The organism is Collimonas sp. PA-H2, from assembly GCF_002564105.1.
Taxonomy (GTDB): Bacteria; Pseudomonadota; Gammaproteobacteria; order Burkholderiales; family Burkholderiaceae_D; genus Collimonas.
The window spans coordinates 1,769,297-1,786,062 of the sequence record NZ_PDBX01000001.1 but is presented as its reverse complement, the minus strand read 5'-3'; the positions used below and the strand labels follow the sequence as shown (position 1 = coordinate 1,786,062).

Sequence of the window (16,766 nt, the reverse complement as noted above, 5' to 3'; positions counted from 1 at the left end):
ATCCTGTGCGGCAGGATTTTGCTAAAGTAGCGTATTGAAGCGCCTTGGTTCTGATGACATTATGACTACTTCCATCATTCGTGCTGCTTGTCCGCATGACTGCCCCGATACCTGTGCATTGCTGGTGACGGTGACCGACGGCGTCGCCACCGAAGTTCGCGGCGATCCTGACCATCCCACCACCGCCGGCGTCCTCTGCACCAAGGTCTCGCGCTACACCGAACGGACCTATCACAAGGACCGCCTGCTGCATCCGCTCAAGCGGGTCGGCAACAAGGGCGAAGGCAAGTTCGTGCAGATCAGCTGGGATGAAGCAATCGCCACGATTGCCGAACGGCTGGGCCAGATCGCCGCGCGCAATCCGCAAGCCATCCTGCCTTACAGCTATGCCGGCACCATGGGCCTGGTGCAGGGCGAGTCGATGTCGATGCGCTTTTTCAACCGCATCGGCGCCTCGCTACTGGACCGCACCATCTGCGCCTCGGCCGGCGGCGCCGGCTACAAGTACACCCTGGGAGCCAGGATAGGCACTGACCTCGAACAATTCCAGAACGCCAAGCTGATCCTGATCTGGGGCGGCAATCCGATCGCCTCCAACCTGCATTTCTGGATGCGCGCGCAGGAAGCCAAGCGCAACGGCGCCAAGTTGATCGCCATCGATCCCTACCGTTCCCTGACCGCCGACAAATGCCATCAGCATATTGCGCTGCTGCCGGGCACCGATTCGGCGCTGGTGCTGGGCATGATGCATGTGCTGATCGCCGAAGGTTTGCTGGACCACGATTACATTGCGCGCCACACACTGGGGTTCGAGCAGCTCAAACAGCGGGTGCTGGACTGGACGCCGCAAAAGACTGCGGAAGTGTGCGGTATTACTGCCGAAGAAGTGACCGAGCTGGCGCGCGCCTATGGCGCTGCGGCCTTGCGCGGCGAGGGCGCGGCGATCCGCATCAACTACGGTTTGCAGCGCGTCCGCGGCGGCGGCATGGCGGTGCGCAATATCAGCTGCCTGCCGGCGCTGGTCGGCGCCTGGCGCCATGCTGCCGGCGGCGTCCAGCTGTCGGCTTCGGACAGCTTTCCGAAGAACAGCCAGGCTTTGCAGCGTCCCGATTTCCTGGCGAAACAAGGAGTGGCGCCGCGCACCATCAACATGAGCACCATCGGCGACGATTTGCTGCGTGAAGCCTCGCCTGAATTCGGCCCGAAAATCGAAGCGGTGATCGTGTATAACTCGAATCCTGTGGCGGTGGCGCCGGAGTCGGGAGTGGTCGCCCACGGCTTTGCGCGCGAAGACTTGTTCACCGTGGTGCTGGAACATTTCCAGACCGATACCGCCGATTACGCCGACATCGTATTGCCGGCAACTACCCAGCTGGAACACGTAGACGCCCATTCGGCCTACGGCCACCTGTACATGCTGGCGAACAATGCGGCGATTGCGCCGCTCGGCGAAGCCAAGCCGAACACCGAGATTTTCCGCCTGCTGGCGGCGCGCATGGGATTCGACGATGCCTGCTTCCGCGAGAGCGACGATGAAATCGCCGCGCAAGCGTTTGACCGCAAGAACGTACGCGCCATCCATTTCGACTGGGACACGCTCAAGCAGAACGGCTGGCAGAAACTGAACATGCCGGATGCGCCTTTCGCCGATGGCGGCTTCCCCACGCCCTCCGGCAAATGCGAGTTCTACAGTGCGCAAATGCTGAAAGACGGCCTCGATCCTTTGCCGACGTATATCGCGCCATACGAGTCGCGCGCCAGCAATCCCGAATTGGCCAAGAAATATCCGCTGGGGATGATTTCGCCGCCGGCGCGTAACTTCCTCAACTCCAGTTTCGTCAACGTCAAAAGCCTGCGCGATACCGAAGGCGAGCCCCATCTCGACATGCATCCCGCTGACGCCGCGCAACGCAGCCTGGCCACTGGCGATACGGTCCGCATCTTCAACGACCGCGGTAGCTTCAACGCCAAGCTGAGAGTCACCGACAAGGCCAGGACCGGCCTGGTGGTGGGCTTGTCGATCTGGTGGAAAAAAATGGCCAGCGACGGCAAGAATGCTAACGAAGTGACCAGCCAGCGCCTGACCGACATGGGACGTGCGCCGACCTTCTACGATGTGCTGGTGGAGGTGGAAAAAGTGCAAATCAGCGGCGCCGACGGGATGAGCGCCAACGCATGAGAACGCGCCGGCTGCTTCCGCTGCTTGCCTTGGTGCTGGTGTCGGGATGCGCCCAGCTGGCCTATTACGGACAAGCCGCCAACGGCCAGTTTTCCCTGCTCGACCGTGCCCATCCGATTGAAGACTGGCTGGCCGATCCGAACGCCGACGCCGGTCTCAAGGCCAAGCTGAAACGCAGCAAGCAGATGCGCCGCTTTGCCGTCACCGACCTCGGCCTGCCCGATAACCGCAGCTATACCGAGTACGCTGACCTGCAGCGGCCCTTCGCCTTATGGAACGTGGTGGCGGCGCCGGCGCTGTCGCTGGAACCCCGGCAATGGTGTTTTCCAATTGCCGGCTGCGTGAATTATCGCGGTTACTTCAGCAAGGAAGCGGCGCAAAAATTTGCCGCCGAGATGCGGCAGCAAGGCTACGATGTCCAGGTCAGCGGTGTGCCGGCCTATTCGACGCTGGGCTGGTTTAACGACCCGCTGCTGTCGACCTTCATCAAATACCCGGACGGCGAACTGGCGCGGCTGATTTTCCATGAGCTGGCGCATCAGACCGTCTATGCAAAAGACGATACCCAGTTCAATGAATCGTTTGCCACCACCGTGGAACAAGCCGGCGTCGAGCGCTGGCTGCAGGCGGTCGGCGACCAGAAAATGCGCGATGCCTACGTCCAGTTTGAGGGACGCAAGCAAGAGTTCCTGGCCTTGCTGCTGAAGTACCGCGAACAGCTGGCCAGCAACTACGCCAGCGATCGCAGCGACGCTGAGAAGCTGCAGCGGAAAGCCGCGATCTTTGTAGCCCTGCAGGACGATTACCAGCGGCTCAAGGCTAGCTGGGGCGGTTATACCGGCTACGACCGCTGGTTTGCCGAGCCGCTGTCGAATGCGCACCTGGCGCTGGTGGCGACCTATTACGACCTGGTGCCGGGATTCAAGGCTTTGCTGGCGCAGCAGCAGACCTTGCCGAAGTTTTATATCGCCGTCGCCAGGCTGGCCAAGCTCAGCAAGGAAGAAAGGCATCGCCAGCTGGACGCACTGGTAAAAACTCCATCCGCATAAGAATGCCGGCCCGATCGTCGTATTGCGATAGGCTATTGGTTACAATGACAAGATGACCTTCAATACCGACCTGCATCGCAGCACCCTGAAATTGCCCGGCCGCCTGACGCGCGACGGCAGCGCCACGCTGGAAATGAGTGTCATCGATGCCGGTCCGGAATATGGCCGCGGCGCCAGAAACCAGCAGTCGACCATGGTGTTCATCCACGGCTTCGGCGGCCGCGCCGCCTATTGGGAATACCAGCTGGAGCAGTTCCAGGCCGACTACCGGGTGATCGCACTGGATCTGCGCGGCCACGGCTATACCGATGCACCGACCGAGGCCGACGGCGCACACTACGATGTGCCGGAGCTGGTCGCCGACATTGCCGCCGCGCTGGAGCTGCTGGAAGTGCCGCCGCAGTTCATCCTGGTGTGCCATTCATTCGGCGGCGCGCTCTCCGCCTTTTTCCTCAAGCAGTTTCCGCAACGCGTATCGGCATTGATCATGATCGCTTCGGCCGCGCGTTTCCGCCTGCGCTGGGCCGGCCGTACCTTGCTGCGCATGCCGCCGCCGATTTTCGGCATGGTGCGCAGTCTGATGCCGTATTTCGGCATCGCCGCCGCCCGCATCTATCCGCCGCCGCATGTGGTCTACCTGCAAAACAAGAACGCCTTACTGCCATGGGAAGGCAGCGAATATCTGCGCGCCATCAAGGTGCCGGCGCTGGTGATTCTCGGCCACCGCGATATCCTGTTCGATGAAGCCGCCTACAAAGAAGTCGCCAGCCTGATTCCCGGCGCCGAGGAAGTGGTGGTGCCGGTCTCCGCCCATCAGGTGATGGTAGAGCGGCCCGATGCCGTCAACCGCGCCATCGAACGCTTCCTGCAAATACAGTCCGATCCTGCCGAGCAGGCCGAGCGCCGCCTGCGGCACAAGGCGGAACGGCGCGCCGCCCGCAAGCAGCTGGAGAGCGAACGGCCGTGGCTGAAATTCTACGATGCCCGCACTCCCTACCGCATCAAACTGCCAACGGTGGCCTTGCCGCGCCTGCTGGAAGCGACCGCCAGGCGCTTTGCCAAGACCGCCGCCTTGTCCTACCGCGGCGGCAGGATCGACTGGCGCGAATTGGACCGCCAGGCAAATCGTTTCGCCAACGGCTTGATCGACATGCGCATCAAGCCCGGCGAGCGGATCTTGCTGGCCATGCCGAATATCCCGTCCCTGGTGATCGCCTATTTCGGCATCTTGAAGGCCGGTGCGGTAGCGGTGCTAAGCGATGCCGCCACCCCTGCAGAAATCCTGCTGACGCGGATTGCCGACGCCGGCGCCGTAATGCTGGTGACCACCACTAGCCGCTACGACGAGTTGCGCGACGTCTTGCAAAGCGATCGCCGCGCTGCGGCTTTGCGGCGCGTGATCTTTGCCTCGATGATCGATCACATGGGCTGGCGCGAAAAGCTCAAGTTCGCCGCCTTGCATCATGTCCAGGAAGGCCACTGGCTGCCATGGTTCCGGCAAGACAAGCAGCACCGCAAGCAGGAGCGGCGCTATCTGAAATTCAAGCAGGTGCTGGGGCGCGGCACGGTCTATCCTGCCGAGCTGACGCAAGACGTCAACGATATTGCCGTGGTGGTCTACACCTATGGCGCCAGCGGCACGCCGCTGCCGGTGGCGCTGTCGCATCGCAACCTTGCAGCAAATGCCTTGCAGCTGCGGCACTGGCTGCCGGAATCGCGGCCCGGCGACGAACGCTTCCTGGCGCAGCAGCCCTTGTCCAGCGCCTACGGCCTGACGGGAGTATTGCACTTGGGCGTCTACTTGGGCGCTACCCTGATCCTGCTGCCGGGGGCCGAGCTGGAACCCTTGCTGAAGACTGTAAAAAAAATGCGCCCTACTTATTTCCCGACCACGCCGCGCATGGTGCGCGAGCTGGCGCACACGCCCGGCGTGCGGCGCTACGGCCTGGCGTCGATTCGCGTGTGCGCCGTCAGCGGGTCGCCGCTGGCGCAGGAAATCCGCGAGGAATTTGAAAAGCTGACGCGCGGCCGCCTGGTCGAAGCCTATGGCTTGACCGAAGCCTCGCCGGCGGTGCTGGCGATGCCGCTGTCGGCGCGCCGCAACCCGGGCGTGGTCGGCGTGCCGCTGCCGGATACTGAAGTGAAAGTGGTCGACCTGGACAGCGGCGAACCTCTTCCTAGCGACACCCTGGGCGAGCTATGGGTGCGCGGACCGCAGCTGTTCGCCGGCTACGACCAGGGTCACGCCGATGGCGCCGGACACGGCGCCACCGTCTTGAATCTGATTGCCGAAAAAATAAGCAAGGAACGCCTGCATGAAGGCTGGCTGGCCACCGGCGACGTCGCCAGCATCGACGAAGACGGTTTTGTCTCCATCATCGACCGCAAGAGTAATATGTTGATACGGGGTGGCCAGCGGGTGTTCCCGCGCCAGATCGAAGAAGTCTTGTTCGAGCATCCCGCGGTAGCCGTCGCGCACGTGAAATGGAGTCCGGATGAGGAGGGCGTGAAGCACTTGCGGGCAGAGGTTTTGCTGCACCACAACATGAAGCTGAGTGTCGACGATTTGCGCAAATATGCGTCAAAACGCTTGCATGCCGACGCTTTGCCCGATAGCATCGCGATAGAACAAAAAAATACAACCGTGCTTTTTTAGTGGTCGCCAGCAATATCCCCTTACAGGCATGTTTTCTTCTAGTGAAACAAGCCAAAAACAATGCATTTATAACAATCAGAGACTAAAGGCAGAACATGGATAAATTTTGGCTCAAATCGTATCCTGAAGGCGTCCCGACTGAGATCGATTACATGCAGTACCAGTCGTTGGTGCAATTGCTGGAAGAAGCATTTCAGAAATATGCAACACGCAATGCCTATGCCTGCATGGGCAAATACCTGACCTATGCCGAGGTCGACCAGTTGTCCCGCAAGGTCGGTGCCTGGCTGCAAGGCAAGGGCCTGCAAAAGGGCGCGCGCGTGGCCATCATGATGCCTAACGTGCTGCAATATCCGGTGGCGATCGCCGCCATCCTGCGTGCCGGCTATACCGTGGTCAACGTCAATCCGCTGTACACCCCGCGCGAACTGGAACACCAGCTCAACGATTCCGGCGCCGAAGCCATCTTCATCCTCGAGAATTTCGCCACTACATTGCAGCAAGTGGTTGCACGGACCAAGATCAAGCATGTCGTGGTGGCCAGCATGGGCGACCTGATGGGCGTCAAGGGTTTGCTGGTGAACCTGGTGGTGCGCCATGTCAAGAAGATGGTGCCGAGTTTTTCCTTGCCTGGTTCGACGCCGTTCAACAGTGTGCTGTCGCAAGGTGCGGCAACCCAGTTGAAAGCCGTCACGCTGGGACCGGAAGATGTCGCCTTCCTGCAATATACCGGCGGCACTACCGGCGTCTCCAAGGGCGCAACCCTGACCCACCGCAACGTGGTGGCCAACGTGTTGCAGGCTGAAGCCTGGCTGTCGCCCGGCCTGGCCAGCGGACCCAAGGTCGAGCAGCTGGCGTTCGTATGCGCCTTGCCGCTGTATCACATCTTTGCGCTGACGGTGTGCGCCTTGCTAGGCATGCGCGAAGGCGCCTTGAACCTGCTGATCCCGAATCCGCGCGACATCGCCGGCCTGATCAAGGAAATGTCGAAGTACCAGATCAATACTTTCCCGGCCGTGAATACCTTGTACAACGCGCTGCTGCATCACCCTGATTTCGCCAAGCTGGATTTCTCCGGCTACCGGGTCTGCGTCGGCGGCGGCATGGCGGTGCAAAAGGCGGTTGCCGATAAGTGGAAGGAAGTCACCGGCTGTCCGATCATCGAAGGCTACGGCTTGTCCGAAACCTCGCCGATTGCCTGCGCCAATCCCTGCGACATCACCGAATACAGCGGCACCATCGGCTTGCCGCTGCCGTCGACTGAGATTGCCATCCTGGACGATGACGGCCAGCCGGTGCCGCTCGGACAACCCGGTGAAATCGCGATCCGCGGCCCGCAAGTGATGCGCGGCTACTGGAACCGCGACGATGAAACCGCCAAGGTCATGACCGCGGATGGCTTCTTCAAGTCGGGCGATATCGGTGTCATGGATGAGCGCGGCTACACCAAGATCGTCGACCGCAAGAAAGACATGATCCTGGTCTCCGGTTTCAATGTCTATCCGAACGAAGTCGAAGGCGTGGTAGTGCAGCACCCAGGCGTGCTGGAATGCGCCTGCGTCGGCGTACCCGACGAGCATGCCGGCGAAGTCGTGAAGATTTTCGTGGTGCGCAAGGATCCGTCGCTGACGGCCGAGCAATTGATGGCTTACTGCCGCGAACAGCTGACCGGCTATAAGCGTCCGAAGTACATCGAGTTCCGTACCGATTTGCCGAAGACTAATGTCGGCAAGATCCTGCGCCGCGAATTGCGCGATGAAAAGCCGGCGGAGCAAAAGCAGGCTGCCTGATAGTTGAAAACAGCAGCATCTTGCCGGATGCCGCCGTAGCGTAGCGAACACCCCGGATCTGCCACAAGCTCATCCGGGGTTTGTTTTTTTAAGAGCGATGGCAGCGCCCTGGAGATGGCCTATCCCTTGCGGCTGGATAGCGCTGCTACCACTCGGCAAAGCTGCCGTCCTTGTGGCGCCAGATCGGATTGCGCCAGCGATGGCCGATGGCGGCGCGTTCCTTGACATACTCTTCATTGATCTCGATGCCTAGCCCCGGCCCTTGCGGGATGGTGACATAACCCTTGTCGTAGGCGAATACATCCGGCTGCGTTACATAGTCGAGCAAGTCGTTGCTCTGGTTATAGTGGATGCCCAGGCTCTGTTCCTGGATGAAGGCGTTGTACGACACAGCATCCACCTGCAGGCAGGCTGCCAGCGCGATCGGGCCGAGCGGGCAGTGCAGCGCCACGGCGACGTCGTAGGCTTCGGCCATGGTGGCGATCTTGCGTGTCTCGGTGATGCCACCGGCGTGCGAGACATCCGGCTGGATGATGTCGACATAGCCTTCGCTCAGGATGCGCTTGAAGTCCCAGCGCGAATACAGCCGTTCGCCCAGCGCGATCGGGGTGCTGGTCAGGGGCGCCAGTTCCTTCAGCGCTTCGTAGTTTTCGCTGAGCACCGGTTCTTCGATGAACATCAGCTTGTAGGGATCCAGTTCCTTGATCAGGATCTTCGCCATCGGCTTGTGCACGCGGCCGTGGAAATCGACGCCGATGCCGATATGCGGGCCGACCGCTTCGCGTACTGCGGCGACATTGGCCAAAGTGGCTTCGACCTTTTCATAGGAATCGACGAACTGCAGTTCTTCGGTGCCGTTCATCTTCACCGCGGTAAAGCCGCGCGCCACCGCATCCCTGGCTGCCGCCGCGGTATCGGCCGGGCGGTCGCCGCCTATCCATGAATAGACGCGGATGCTGTCGCGCACCGGGCCGCCCAGCAACTGGCTGACCGAGACGCCAAGCGCCTTGCCCTTGATATCCCACAGCGCCTGGTCGATGCCGGCCAGCGCGCTCATGTGGATGGCGCCGCCGCGATAAAAGCCGCCGCGGTACAGCACGGTCCAATGGTCTTCGATATGGCGCGGATCCTTGCCGATCAGGTAGTCCGCCAGTTCTTCGACGGCCGCCACCACGCTGTGCACGCGGCCCTCCACCACCGGCTCGCCCCATCCGACCACGCCTTCGTCGGTTTCTATCTTCAGAAAACACCAACGCGGCGGTACGATGTAAGTGGTCAGTTTGGTGATCTTCATTAATCCGTTCTCCTGGTTACAGGCCGCAGCTCAGCCGCGCGCCCGGTCGACTATCTGCTGTTTTGTTCTTGTACCGCGCACCATGCGGCGACAAACTTGTTGGCATGCTGGCCCACCTGTTCGGCGCTTAGGCCAGGCTTGTACAAAGCCGATCCCAGGCCGAAGCCGGAGGCGCCGGCATCGATGAAGGTCGCCAGGTTTTCGGGAGTGATGCCGCCCACCGGCAGCAAGGCAATCTCGCGCGGGATCACCGCGCGCCATGCCTTGACGACATGCGCACCCAGCTGCTCGGCCGGGAACATCTTCAAGACATCGGCGCCGGCCGCCAGCGCGGCAAACGCTTCGGTCACCGTGGCGACGCCCGGCGCGCAAGCCAGGCCGGCCTGCTTGGCGGCCGCGATCACCAGCGGGTCGCTATGCGGCATGACAATGATTTCGCCGCCGGCGCGTTTCACCGCCGCCACCTGGTCGGTTGTCAGAACGGTACCGGCGCCCACCATGCAGTCCGCCGGCAGGGCGCTGCGCAGCGTGCGGATGCTATCGTAGGGCTCGGGCGAATTGAGCGGGACTTCGATGATCCTGAAGCCGGCCTCATACAACTTGAGGCCGATTGCCGCCACTTCATGCGGCTTGACGCCGCGCAGGATGGCGATCAGCCCGCATTGTTTCATTGCGCTTTTTAGCATGATGCTCTCTCCGATGTCTCAGTCAGGTATGCAGCAAACCAGCGCTGAGCGCCAGCTGCCACAGTCCGCGTTCGGTGGCTTGCTGCACCACCTCGATCTTGCCGAAGCCATAAGTGCGCAACGCCTGCGCATAGCGTTCGCACAAGCCGGCTTCGCCGACCAGCATGACCTGCGCCGGCAGCCGCTGCTGTGTTTGCAGCATGCCGTGCAAGGCGGCGATCTCATGGCCGATCAGCAGTCCCGACAGGTATTCGCGCTGGCCAGTGCCGTCCAGCTCGCCGGTCAGTCCCAGGGTGCGGGTACTGAATATGGTCGACAATACACCAGCTTGTCCGGCCGCGGTTTGCGCTACCTGCAGCCCGCGTTCAAAGCTGCGCTGGGCGTCGTCGCCCGTGTCGTTGTCGCTGGCAACCATGCCGCGGCCGAGAATGGTGTGTCCGCATAGCGCCGCATAGACTTCGCCGGTCATGAAGGTATCGAAATGCCGGACTTCGTTCTGTGTTTCCGCATGCCGGATTTGCACCCATTTGGAATGGGTGCCGGGCAGGCCGATCAGGATGTCTGCCGCTTTGCCTTGCTGCGCGTGCAAGGACAGCACGCCAACCACCTGGGTTTCTTCGCCGCGCATGACGTTGGGCAGCTGGGAGTTTTCCATCAGGCCGGGCACGATATGGATCAGCTGGCCATGGCGGTTGTGCAAGCTGGCCAGGCTGCCGCCGATCTGGCTGACGGCGAGTGGCACTTCCAGGTAGGGCGCCTCGCACCAGCCCTGGCGGCTGCCGACCATGCCTGCCGCAATCACCGGCGTGCCTGGCGCCGCTTGCAGCCAGTCGCCGCAAGCCTGTTCGAAAGCCGCCTCAAAGCCAGCGTTTTCTGCGCTGCCGGCATCCGGCAACTGCATTACGCCCCACGGCAAGGCGCGCAGCTCCAGCCGCTGGCCCTCGGCGCCGAGGCGGTAAGCGCGCAGCGACGAGGTGCCCCAGTCGAGGGCGATTAAGCGCGTTTGATGCGGTGCTGGATTCATTGGCTAGGGCGGATTCTGAAATGGTTTGCTTTGCAGCCGGTTGCGTACAGATGTATCAATCAGGTGCATCAATCAAGTGTTGCGTACTTTATTCCGGCTGCAATTCCTTGTCAATATATGATATGCTATCCCAATATATGGGATTTAACTATTTGAAGGATGGAGTGATGCGAAAATCGCCGGACTTGATCGCGCCGATTAAAAATGCAGGCGATGAGATCGCCGCGATGCCGACCGGCACCCAGACCCTGACGCGCGGCCTGGCCGTGTTGCAGGCGGTGGCTGGCGGCGCGCGCGATCTGAAAGACATCTCGCAGTTGCTGGGCACGACCCGCAGCACCACCCATCGTCTGGCCAGCTGCCTGGTGCAGGAGCGTTATCTGCGTTTTACGCCCGGCATCGGTTATGTGTTGGGGCCTAAGCTGATCGAACTGGGATTCCAGGCACGCGAGGAAGTCTCGCTCAGCGTGGTGGCGCGGCCCTATCTGGAACAACTGGCGGAACAGTCCGGCGACACCATTCACCTGGCCTTGCAGGATAGCGACGACGTGCTTTACCTGGACAAGATTCCCGGCAAGAAGGGTTTGGAAATGCGTTCGCGTGTGGGACACCGCATGCCTATCGCCACCACAGGTGTCGGCAAGGCGCTGATGCTAGGCATGAGCGAGGGCGAGTGGAAAAATCTATATGAGAAGCGCAGCTCGGCCACCAGCGTCGATACTTCACGCCTGCTGCCCAAGCGCAGCTGGACTGAGTTCCGCGATCAGATGCGTGCTTATGCCAAGGGCGGCTACGCCTTCGACCTGGAAGACAACGAGCCATCGATACGCTGCGTGGCGGCGCCGATCTACGACGCCAGCCACGCCATCGTTGCCGCCATCAGCGTTTCCAGCACGCTGCCTTACATGCCGCTGGAACGGATGCAGTCGTTGATCGCAGTGGTGCAAGCCGCCGCTGCCGGCATCTCCGGCGAGCTGGGCGCCAATCCGGAAATCATTGGCAGCGGCGTGGACTGATCAGGGCAGATCAGGGCATTAGCGGCGGCAGCTTGCGCGGCTTGCGCTGATCGTCGGTGGCGACATAGGTCAGCGTAGCTTCCGTCACCTTGACGATTTCGGTCTGCAGCCGGTTGCGCTCCGCATAGACTTCGACATTGACCGTGATGGAGGTATTGCCGACCTTGACGATGCTGGCGTAAAACGACAGCAGGTCGCCGACGAATACCGGCTGCTTGAACAGGAAGGAATTCACTGCAATGGTGGCGACGCGGCCATTGGCGCGGCGCGTGGCCGGCAGTGAGCCGGCAATATCGACCTGTGCCATGATCCAGCCGCCGAAGACGTCGCCGTGGACGTTGGCGTCGGCCGGCATCGGCATCACGCGCAGTTGCGGCATGGTGTCTGGCGGTAATTGATTGTCGTTTTGATCAGCCATCTTTTATTTTCCCCGAGAGCTACAATTGATTAGTTATTTATATCTGTAGCTTAAACCATTCTTTAAGATTGTCACCCAATGCGCCACCATTCAAGCCCACAGCCGGACGCCGCTGCCACCGTGAACAACGGCGCCCAGCCCAAGCGCAGCGACTGGGCCACGCTCAAGACTCTGCTGCCCTATCTATGGACCTACAAATGGCGGGTGTCGCTGGCGCTGCTGTTCATGCTCGGCGCCAAGCTGGCCAATGTCGGCGTGCCGCTGGTATTGAAAAAACTGGTCGACAGCATGACCATCACCGCCAGCCATCCGCAGGCGATGCTGGTGCTGCCGCTGGGAATACTGGCGGCCTACGGCCTGCTGCGCCTGAGCACGACCTTGTTCACCGAGCTGCGCGAATTCGTGTTCGCCCGTGTCACCCAGCGAGCGGTGCGAACCATTGCGTTGCAAGTGTTCCGCCATCTGCATGCGCTGTCATTGCGTTTCCATTTGAACCGCCAGACCGGTGGCATGACGCGCGATATCGAACGCGGCACGCGCGGCATATCCTCGCTGGTGTCCTACGCCTTGTTCAGCATCCTGCCGACCCTGATTGAAATCTCGCTGGTGCTGGGCTACCTGGTGCTGCATTACGATATCTGGTTTGCCGGCATCACGGTGGTGGCGCTGGTCAGCTATATCGCTTTTACGGTGACTGTGACCGAGTGGCGCACCCACTTCCGGCGCACCATGAATACGCTCGATTCCAGCGCCAACACCAAGGCCATCGATTCGCTGATCAACTACGAAACCGTCAAGTACTTCGGCAATGAAGAATACGAGGCCAGGCGCTATGACGATGGCTTGATGCGTTACGAAACCGCAGCGGTGAAATCGCAGACTTCCCTGTCGCTGCTGAACACCGGACAATCGCTGATCATCGCCACTGCGGTCACCTTGATCTTGTGGCGGGCGACGCAAGGCGTGATCGACGGCAAGATGACCCTGGGCGACCTGGTGTTGGTCAATTCCTTCATGATCCAGCTATACATCCCCTTGAATTTCCTTGGCGTGATTTATCGGGAAATCAAGCAGAGCCTGGCGGACATGGAACGGCTGTTCCACCTGCTGGATGAGAACCGCGAAATCGCCGATGCAGACGGCGCGCGGCCGCTGCTGACCGGCGGCGCGCAAGTGCGCTTTTCGCACGTGGATTTCAGCTATGAAAGCAAGCGCCAGATCCTGTTCGATGTCGACTTCACGATCGCCGCCGGCACCACCACCGCGGTGGTCGGCCACAGCGGTTCCGGCAAGTCGACCTTGTCGCGCCTGCTGTTCCGCTTCTACGATATCAACAGCGGCCGCATCACCATCGACGGCCAGGACCTGCGCGACATCACGCAAGCCTCGCTGCGCCAGGCGATCGGCATCGTGCCGCAGGATACGGTGCTGTTCAACGATAGCATCGAGTACAACATCGCCTATGGCAAGCCGGGCGCCAGCAAGGCGGAAATCGTGGCGGTCGCCAAGGCCGCGCATATCCACGATTTCATCGAGTCGCTGCCGGACGGCTATGACTCGATGGTCGGCGAGCGCGGCTTGAAATTGTCAGGCGGCGAAAAGCAGCGTGTCGCCATCGCCCGCACCTTGCTGAAGAATCCAGCCGTGCTGATTTTCGACGAGGCGACTTCGGCGCTGGATTCGAAATCCGAGCAGGCGATCCAGGCGCAGCTGAAGGAAATCGCCAGGGACCGCACGACGCTGGTGATCGCCCATAGGCTGTCGACGATTGCCGACGCTGAGCAGATCCTGGTGCTCGATCATGGCCGCATCGTCGAGCGTGGCACGCATGCCCAGTTGCTGGCAGCGGACGGCGCTTATGCGCAGATGTGGCTGCGCCAGCAAGCGCACCCGGAGGAGATCGGGAGCGTATCGCCGCCACTGTCCGACGCTGACGGTTATGCTGGAAATGTAATCCGGATGGTGTAAATTGATCAGATTTCCGCGTACGCTACCGTACATAAAATCGAAACTGTTCTTTGTGGTTTGACCGTTTTATCTGATCAGTTGGGGACAGAGTAATTCGTCGCGCTGCGGCGACTCATAAACTCTGTCCCGCAATTAATATTGTTTGAGAATCCCGACTCGCGTTACGATAGCGGCATGGAAAGCAAATGGCTAGAAGACTTCATTTCGTTGGCGGAAACCCATAGTTTCAGCCGTTCGGCAGAATTGCGTCATGTTACGCAACCGGCGTTTTCGCGCCGCATCCAGTCGCTGGAGGCGTGGCTGGGCGCCGATCTGATCGACCGCACTTCTTATCCGACGCGGCTGACCGCGGCCGGCGAAGTCTTTTACGAGCAGGCGCTAGAGATGCTCGGCCAGATCAACAACGCCCGCGCGCTGATGCGCGGCAAGCGGCCGACGGCCTTGAGCACGGTCGATTTCGCGGTGCCCCATACGCTCTCGCTGACCTATGTGCCGCGCTGGATCCGCGTGCTGGAAGATGGGTTCGGTCCGCTCAACACGCGCCTGCTGGCCTTGAACGTGCATGACGCGGTGATGGCGATGGTCGACGGCGGCTGCGATCTGCTGCTGTGCTATCACCATCCGCGCCAGCCGGTGCAGCTCGATACCGGCCGCTACGATCTGATCACGCTCGGCAGCGAAGTGCTGCGCGCCTACGCTCATTGCAACAAGGCCGGCGAGCCCGACTATCGCTTTCCCGGCAGCGCCAGCGCGCCTTTGCCGTTCCTGTCGTACACCAGCAATGCGTATCTGGGACGCATGGTGGAACTGATCCTGGCCGACGCCAAGAAGCCGCTGTATCTTGAAAAGCGCTATGAAACCGATATGGCGGAAGGCTTGAAAATGATGGCGCTGGAAGGGCATGGGGTGGCCTTCCTGCCGGAGTCCGCAGTGACCCGCGAGGTCAAGCTGAAGCAGCTTGCCAGCGTCGACCAGGCGGCGCCGGAATGGGAAGCGACCATGGAAATCCGCCTGTATCGCGAACGGCCGACCATACAAAGACCGGGCAAGCCGGTGGTCGCCAGATTGTGGGCGTATTTGCTGCAACAGCAGGAACTGGCGGCCAAAGGCGCCAAGCGCAAAACTGTCATTCCCGCCATTTCCAGTCAGCGTTAATTGCCCACCGGTGCGCCGGCAAAAGCCATATCTCCGGCACGAAAATTGTATTTTTAATATCAATGCAAAATTTGCATAGTTACATGCGCACAAAGCATTGGCAATGCCCTGTGACGTTGTCCTACGATGCGGCACTAGATCGATTTTGCTCCCGCTGCAGTCTTTCATATGGGAGCCGGTCTGCCACTTCCTGGAGCGCGCAAAAGCATGACTATCAAGCACGAAGTCCCATCTTATCTCTCGCAACATGGCATCGGCCCATGGGGCGACTATCTCGAACAAATCGATCGCGTTACACCTTACCTTGGCAACCTGGCCCGCTGGGTCGAGACCATGAAGCGTCCGAAGCGCATGCTGATCGTCGACGTCCCTATCGAACGCGATGACGGCACCATTGCTCACTTCGAAGGTTACCGTGTTCAGCACAATACTTCGCGCGGCCCGGGCAAGGGCGGTGTCCGTTTCCACCAGGACGTAACACTGTCTGAAGTGATGGCGCTGTCGGCCTGGATGACGGTCAAGAACGCGGCAGTCAACGTGCCGTACGGCGGCGCCAAGGGCGGCATCCGGGTTGACCCGAAGACGCTGTCGCAAGGCGAGCTGCAGCGCATGACACGGCGCTACACCAGCGAAATCGGCATCATCATCGGCCCTAACAAGGACATTCCGGCGCCGGACGTCAACACCAACGAACAGATCATGGCGTGGATGATGGACACCTATTCCATGAACCAGGGCAGCACTGCTTCGGGCGTGGTGACCGGCAAGCCGATTTCACTGGGCGGCAGCCTGGGACGGCGCGAAGCCACCGGCCGCGGCGTGTTCGTGGTGGGTTGCGAAGCGGCGGTCAAGCGCGGCCTGGATATCCATGGCGCCAAGATCGCGGTGCAGGGTTTCGGTAACGTCGGCAGCATTGCGGCGCGTCTGTTCTCGGACGCCGGCGCCAAAGTGGTGGCGGTGCAGGATCATATTTCCACCGTGACGCGTTCCAGCGGCCTGGACGTGGCGGCATTGCAGGCCCACGTGCACAAAACCGGCAGCGTGGCCGGCTTCAGCGGCGGCGAAGAAATCAGCGACCGTGCGCAGTTTTGGGGGGTGGATTGCGATATTTTGGTGCCTGCGGCGCTGGAACAGCAGATCACTGTCGAGAACGCCGGCAAGATCCGCGCCAAGATCATCCTGGAAGGCGCGAACGGCCCGACCAGCCCGGCAGCGGATGACATCCTGCATGAAAAAGGCGTGCTGGTGGTGCCTGACGTAATCGCCAACGCTGGCGGCGTGACTGTCAGTTATTTCGAGTGGGTGCAGGATTTCTCCAGCTTCTTCTGGACCGAAGACGAAATCAATCTGCGCCTCACCCGCATCATGCGCGAAGCGTTCACGGCGGTGTGGCAATTGGCTGAAGAGAAAAAGGTCTCGCTGCGTACCGCGGCGTTCATCGTTGCCTGTACCCGGGTATTGCAGGCGCGCGAAATGCGCGGTTTGTATCCTTGATTGGATCGAATTGATACAGCGCTAAGTTGAGCTATAG

General features: G+C 60.8%; 12 protein-coding genes. 8 read left to right on the top strand and 4 right to left on the bottom strand.

Translation table 11 applies throughout. The features are described 5' to 3' along the window. Window positions 1-61 precede the first annotated feature (61 nt). The 4 genes from BCF11_RS08055 to BCF11_RS08040 all read left to right on the top strand — a co-directional run bounded on the left by BCF11_RS08055 (window position 62) and on the right by BCF11_RS08040 (window position 7,674). Entirely contained in the window at window positions 62-2,179 is a 2,118-nt protein-coding gene (locus BCF11_RS08055) for a molybdopterin-dependent oxidoreductase (protein ID WP_098494282.1), read from the top strand. Then, window positions 2,176-3,228 (top strand): aminopeptidase, encoded by a 1,053-nt coding sequence (locus BCF11_RS08050; protein ID WP_098494281.1) that lies wholly within the window; start codon window positions 2,176-2,178, stop codon window positions 3,226-3,228. Before BCF11_RS08055 ends, BCF11_RS08050 begins: the two co-directional genes overlap by 4 nt. A gap of 52 nt (window positions 3,229-3,280) precedes the next feature. Next, window positions 3,281-5,884, top strand: a complete 2,604-nt coding sequence (locus tag BCF11_RS08045; protein ID WP_098494280.1) for an alpha/beta fold hydrolase — start codon at window positions 3,281-3,283, stop codon at window positions 5,882-5,884. A 95-nt stretch (window positions 5,885-5,979) separates the two neighbouring features. Continuing rightward, on the top strand, window positions 5,980-7,674 hold the full coding sequence (locus BCF11_RS08040) for a long-chain fatty acid--CoA ligase (RefSeq protein ID WP_098494279.1): 1,695 nt from the start codon (window positions 5,980-5,982) through the stop codon (window positions 7,672-7,674). Window positions 7,675-7,819: 145 nt separating this feature from the next. On the opposite strand, the gene dgoD is transcribed toward BCF11_RS08040, so the two are convergent. From dgoD to BCF11_RS08025, 3 genes are read right to left on the bottom strand one after another with little or no spacing between them, the layout of a single operon-like run. Further along, window positions 7,820-8,968, bottom strand: coding sequence for a galactonate dehydratase (gene dgoD, locus BCF11_RS08035; protein ID WP_098494278.1), 1,149 nt, complete (start codon window positions 8,966-8,968; stop codon window positions 7,820-7,822). Window positions 8,969-9,018: 50 nt separating this feature from the next. Continuing rightward, window positions 9,019-9,654: a 2-dehydro-3-deoxy-6-phosphogalactonate aldolase gene (locus BCF11_RS08030; RefSeq protein ID WP_098494277.1), complete on the bottom strand. Its 636-nt coding sequence runs from the start codon at window positions 9,652-9,654 to the stop codon at window positions 9,019-9,021. Window positions 9,655-9,676: 22 nt separating this feature from the next. Beyond that, window positions 9,677-10,678, bottom strand: a complete 1,002-nt coding sequence (locus BCF11_RS08025) for a 2-dehydro-3-deoxygalactonokinase (protein WP_098494276.1) — start codon at window positions 10,676-10,678, stop codon at window positions 9,677-9,679. 167 nt (window positions 10,679-10,845) lie between these two features. Between BCF11_RS08025 and BCF11_RS08020 the strand changes: the two genes are divergently transcribed. Continuing rightward, window positions 10,846-11,694 (top strand): IclR family transcriptional regulator, encoded by an 849-nt coding sequence (locus BCF11_RS08020; RefSeq protein WP_098494275.1) that lies wholly within the window; start codon window positions 10,846-10,848, stop codon window positions 11,692-11,694. A gap of 10 nt (window positions 11,695-11,704) precedes the next feature. Here the strand turns inward: BCF11_RS08020 and BCF11_RS08015 are convergent, their stop codons facing one another. Then, entirely contained in the window at window positions 11,705-12,112 is a 408-nt protein-coding gene (locus BCF11_RS08015; protein WP_098494274.1) for an acyl-CoA thioesterase, read from the bottom strand. Window positions 12,113-12,190: 78 nt separating this feature from the next. On the opposite strand from BCF11_RS08015, the gene BCF11_RS08010 reads away from it, so the two are divergent. From BCF11_RS08010 to BCF11_RS08000, 3 genes are all read left to right on the top strand, one after another. After that, window positions 12,191-14,080 (top strand): ABC transporter ATP-binding protein/permease, encoded by a 1,890-nt coding sequence (locus BCF11_RS08010; protein ID WP_098494273.1) that lies wholly within the window; start codon window positions 12,191-12,193, stop codon window positions 14,078-14,080. A 174-nt stretch (window positions 14,081-14,254) separates the two neighbouring features. Then, on the top strand, window positions 14,255-15,235 hold the full coding sequence (locus tag BCF11_RS08005; protein ID WP_098497379.1) for a LysR family transcriptional regulator: 981 nt from the start codon (window positions 14,255-14,257) through the stop codon (window positions 15,233-15,235). Window positions 15,236-15,442: 207 nt separating this feature from the next. Continuing rightward, window positions 15,443-16,729, top strand: a complete 1,287-nt coding sequence (locus BCF11_RS08000; RefSeq protein WP_098494272.1) for a Glu/Leu/Phe/Val dehydrogenase — start codon at window positions 15,443-15,445, stop codon at window positions 16,727-16,729. Window positions 16,730-16,766 lie beyond the last annotated feature (37 nt).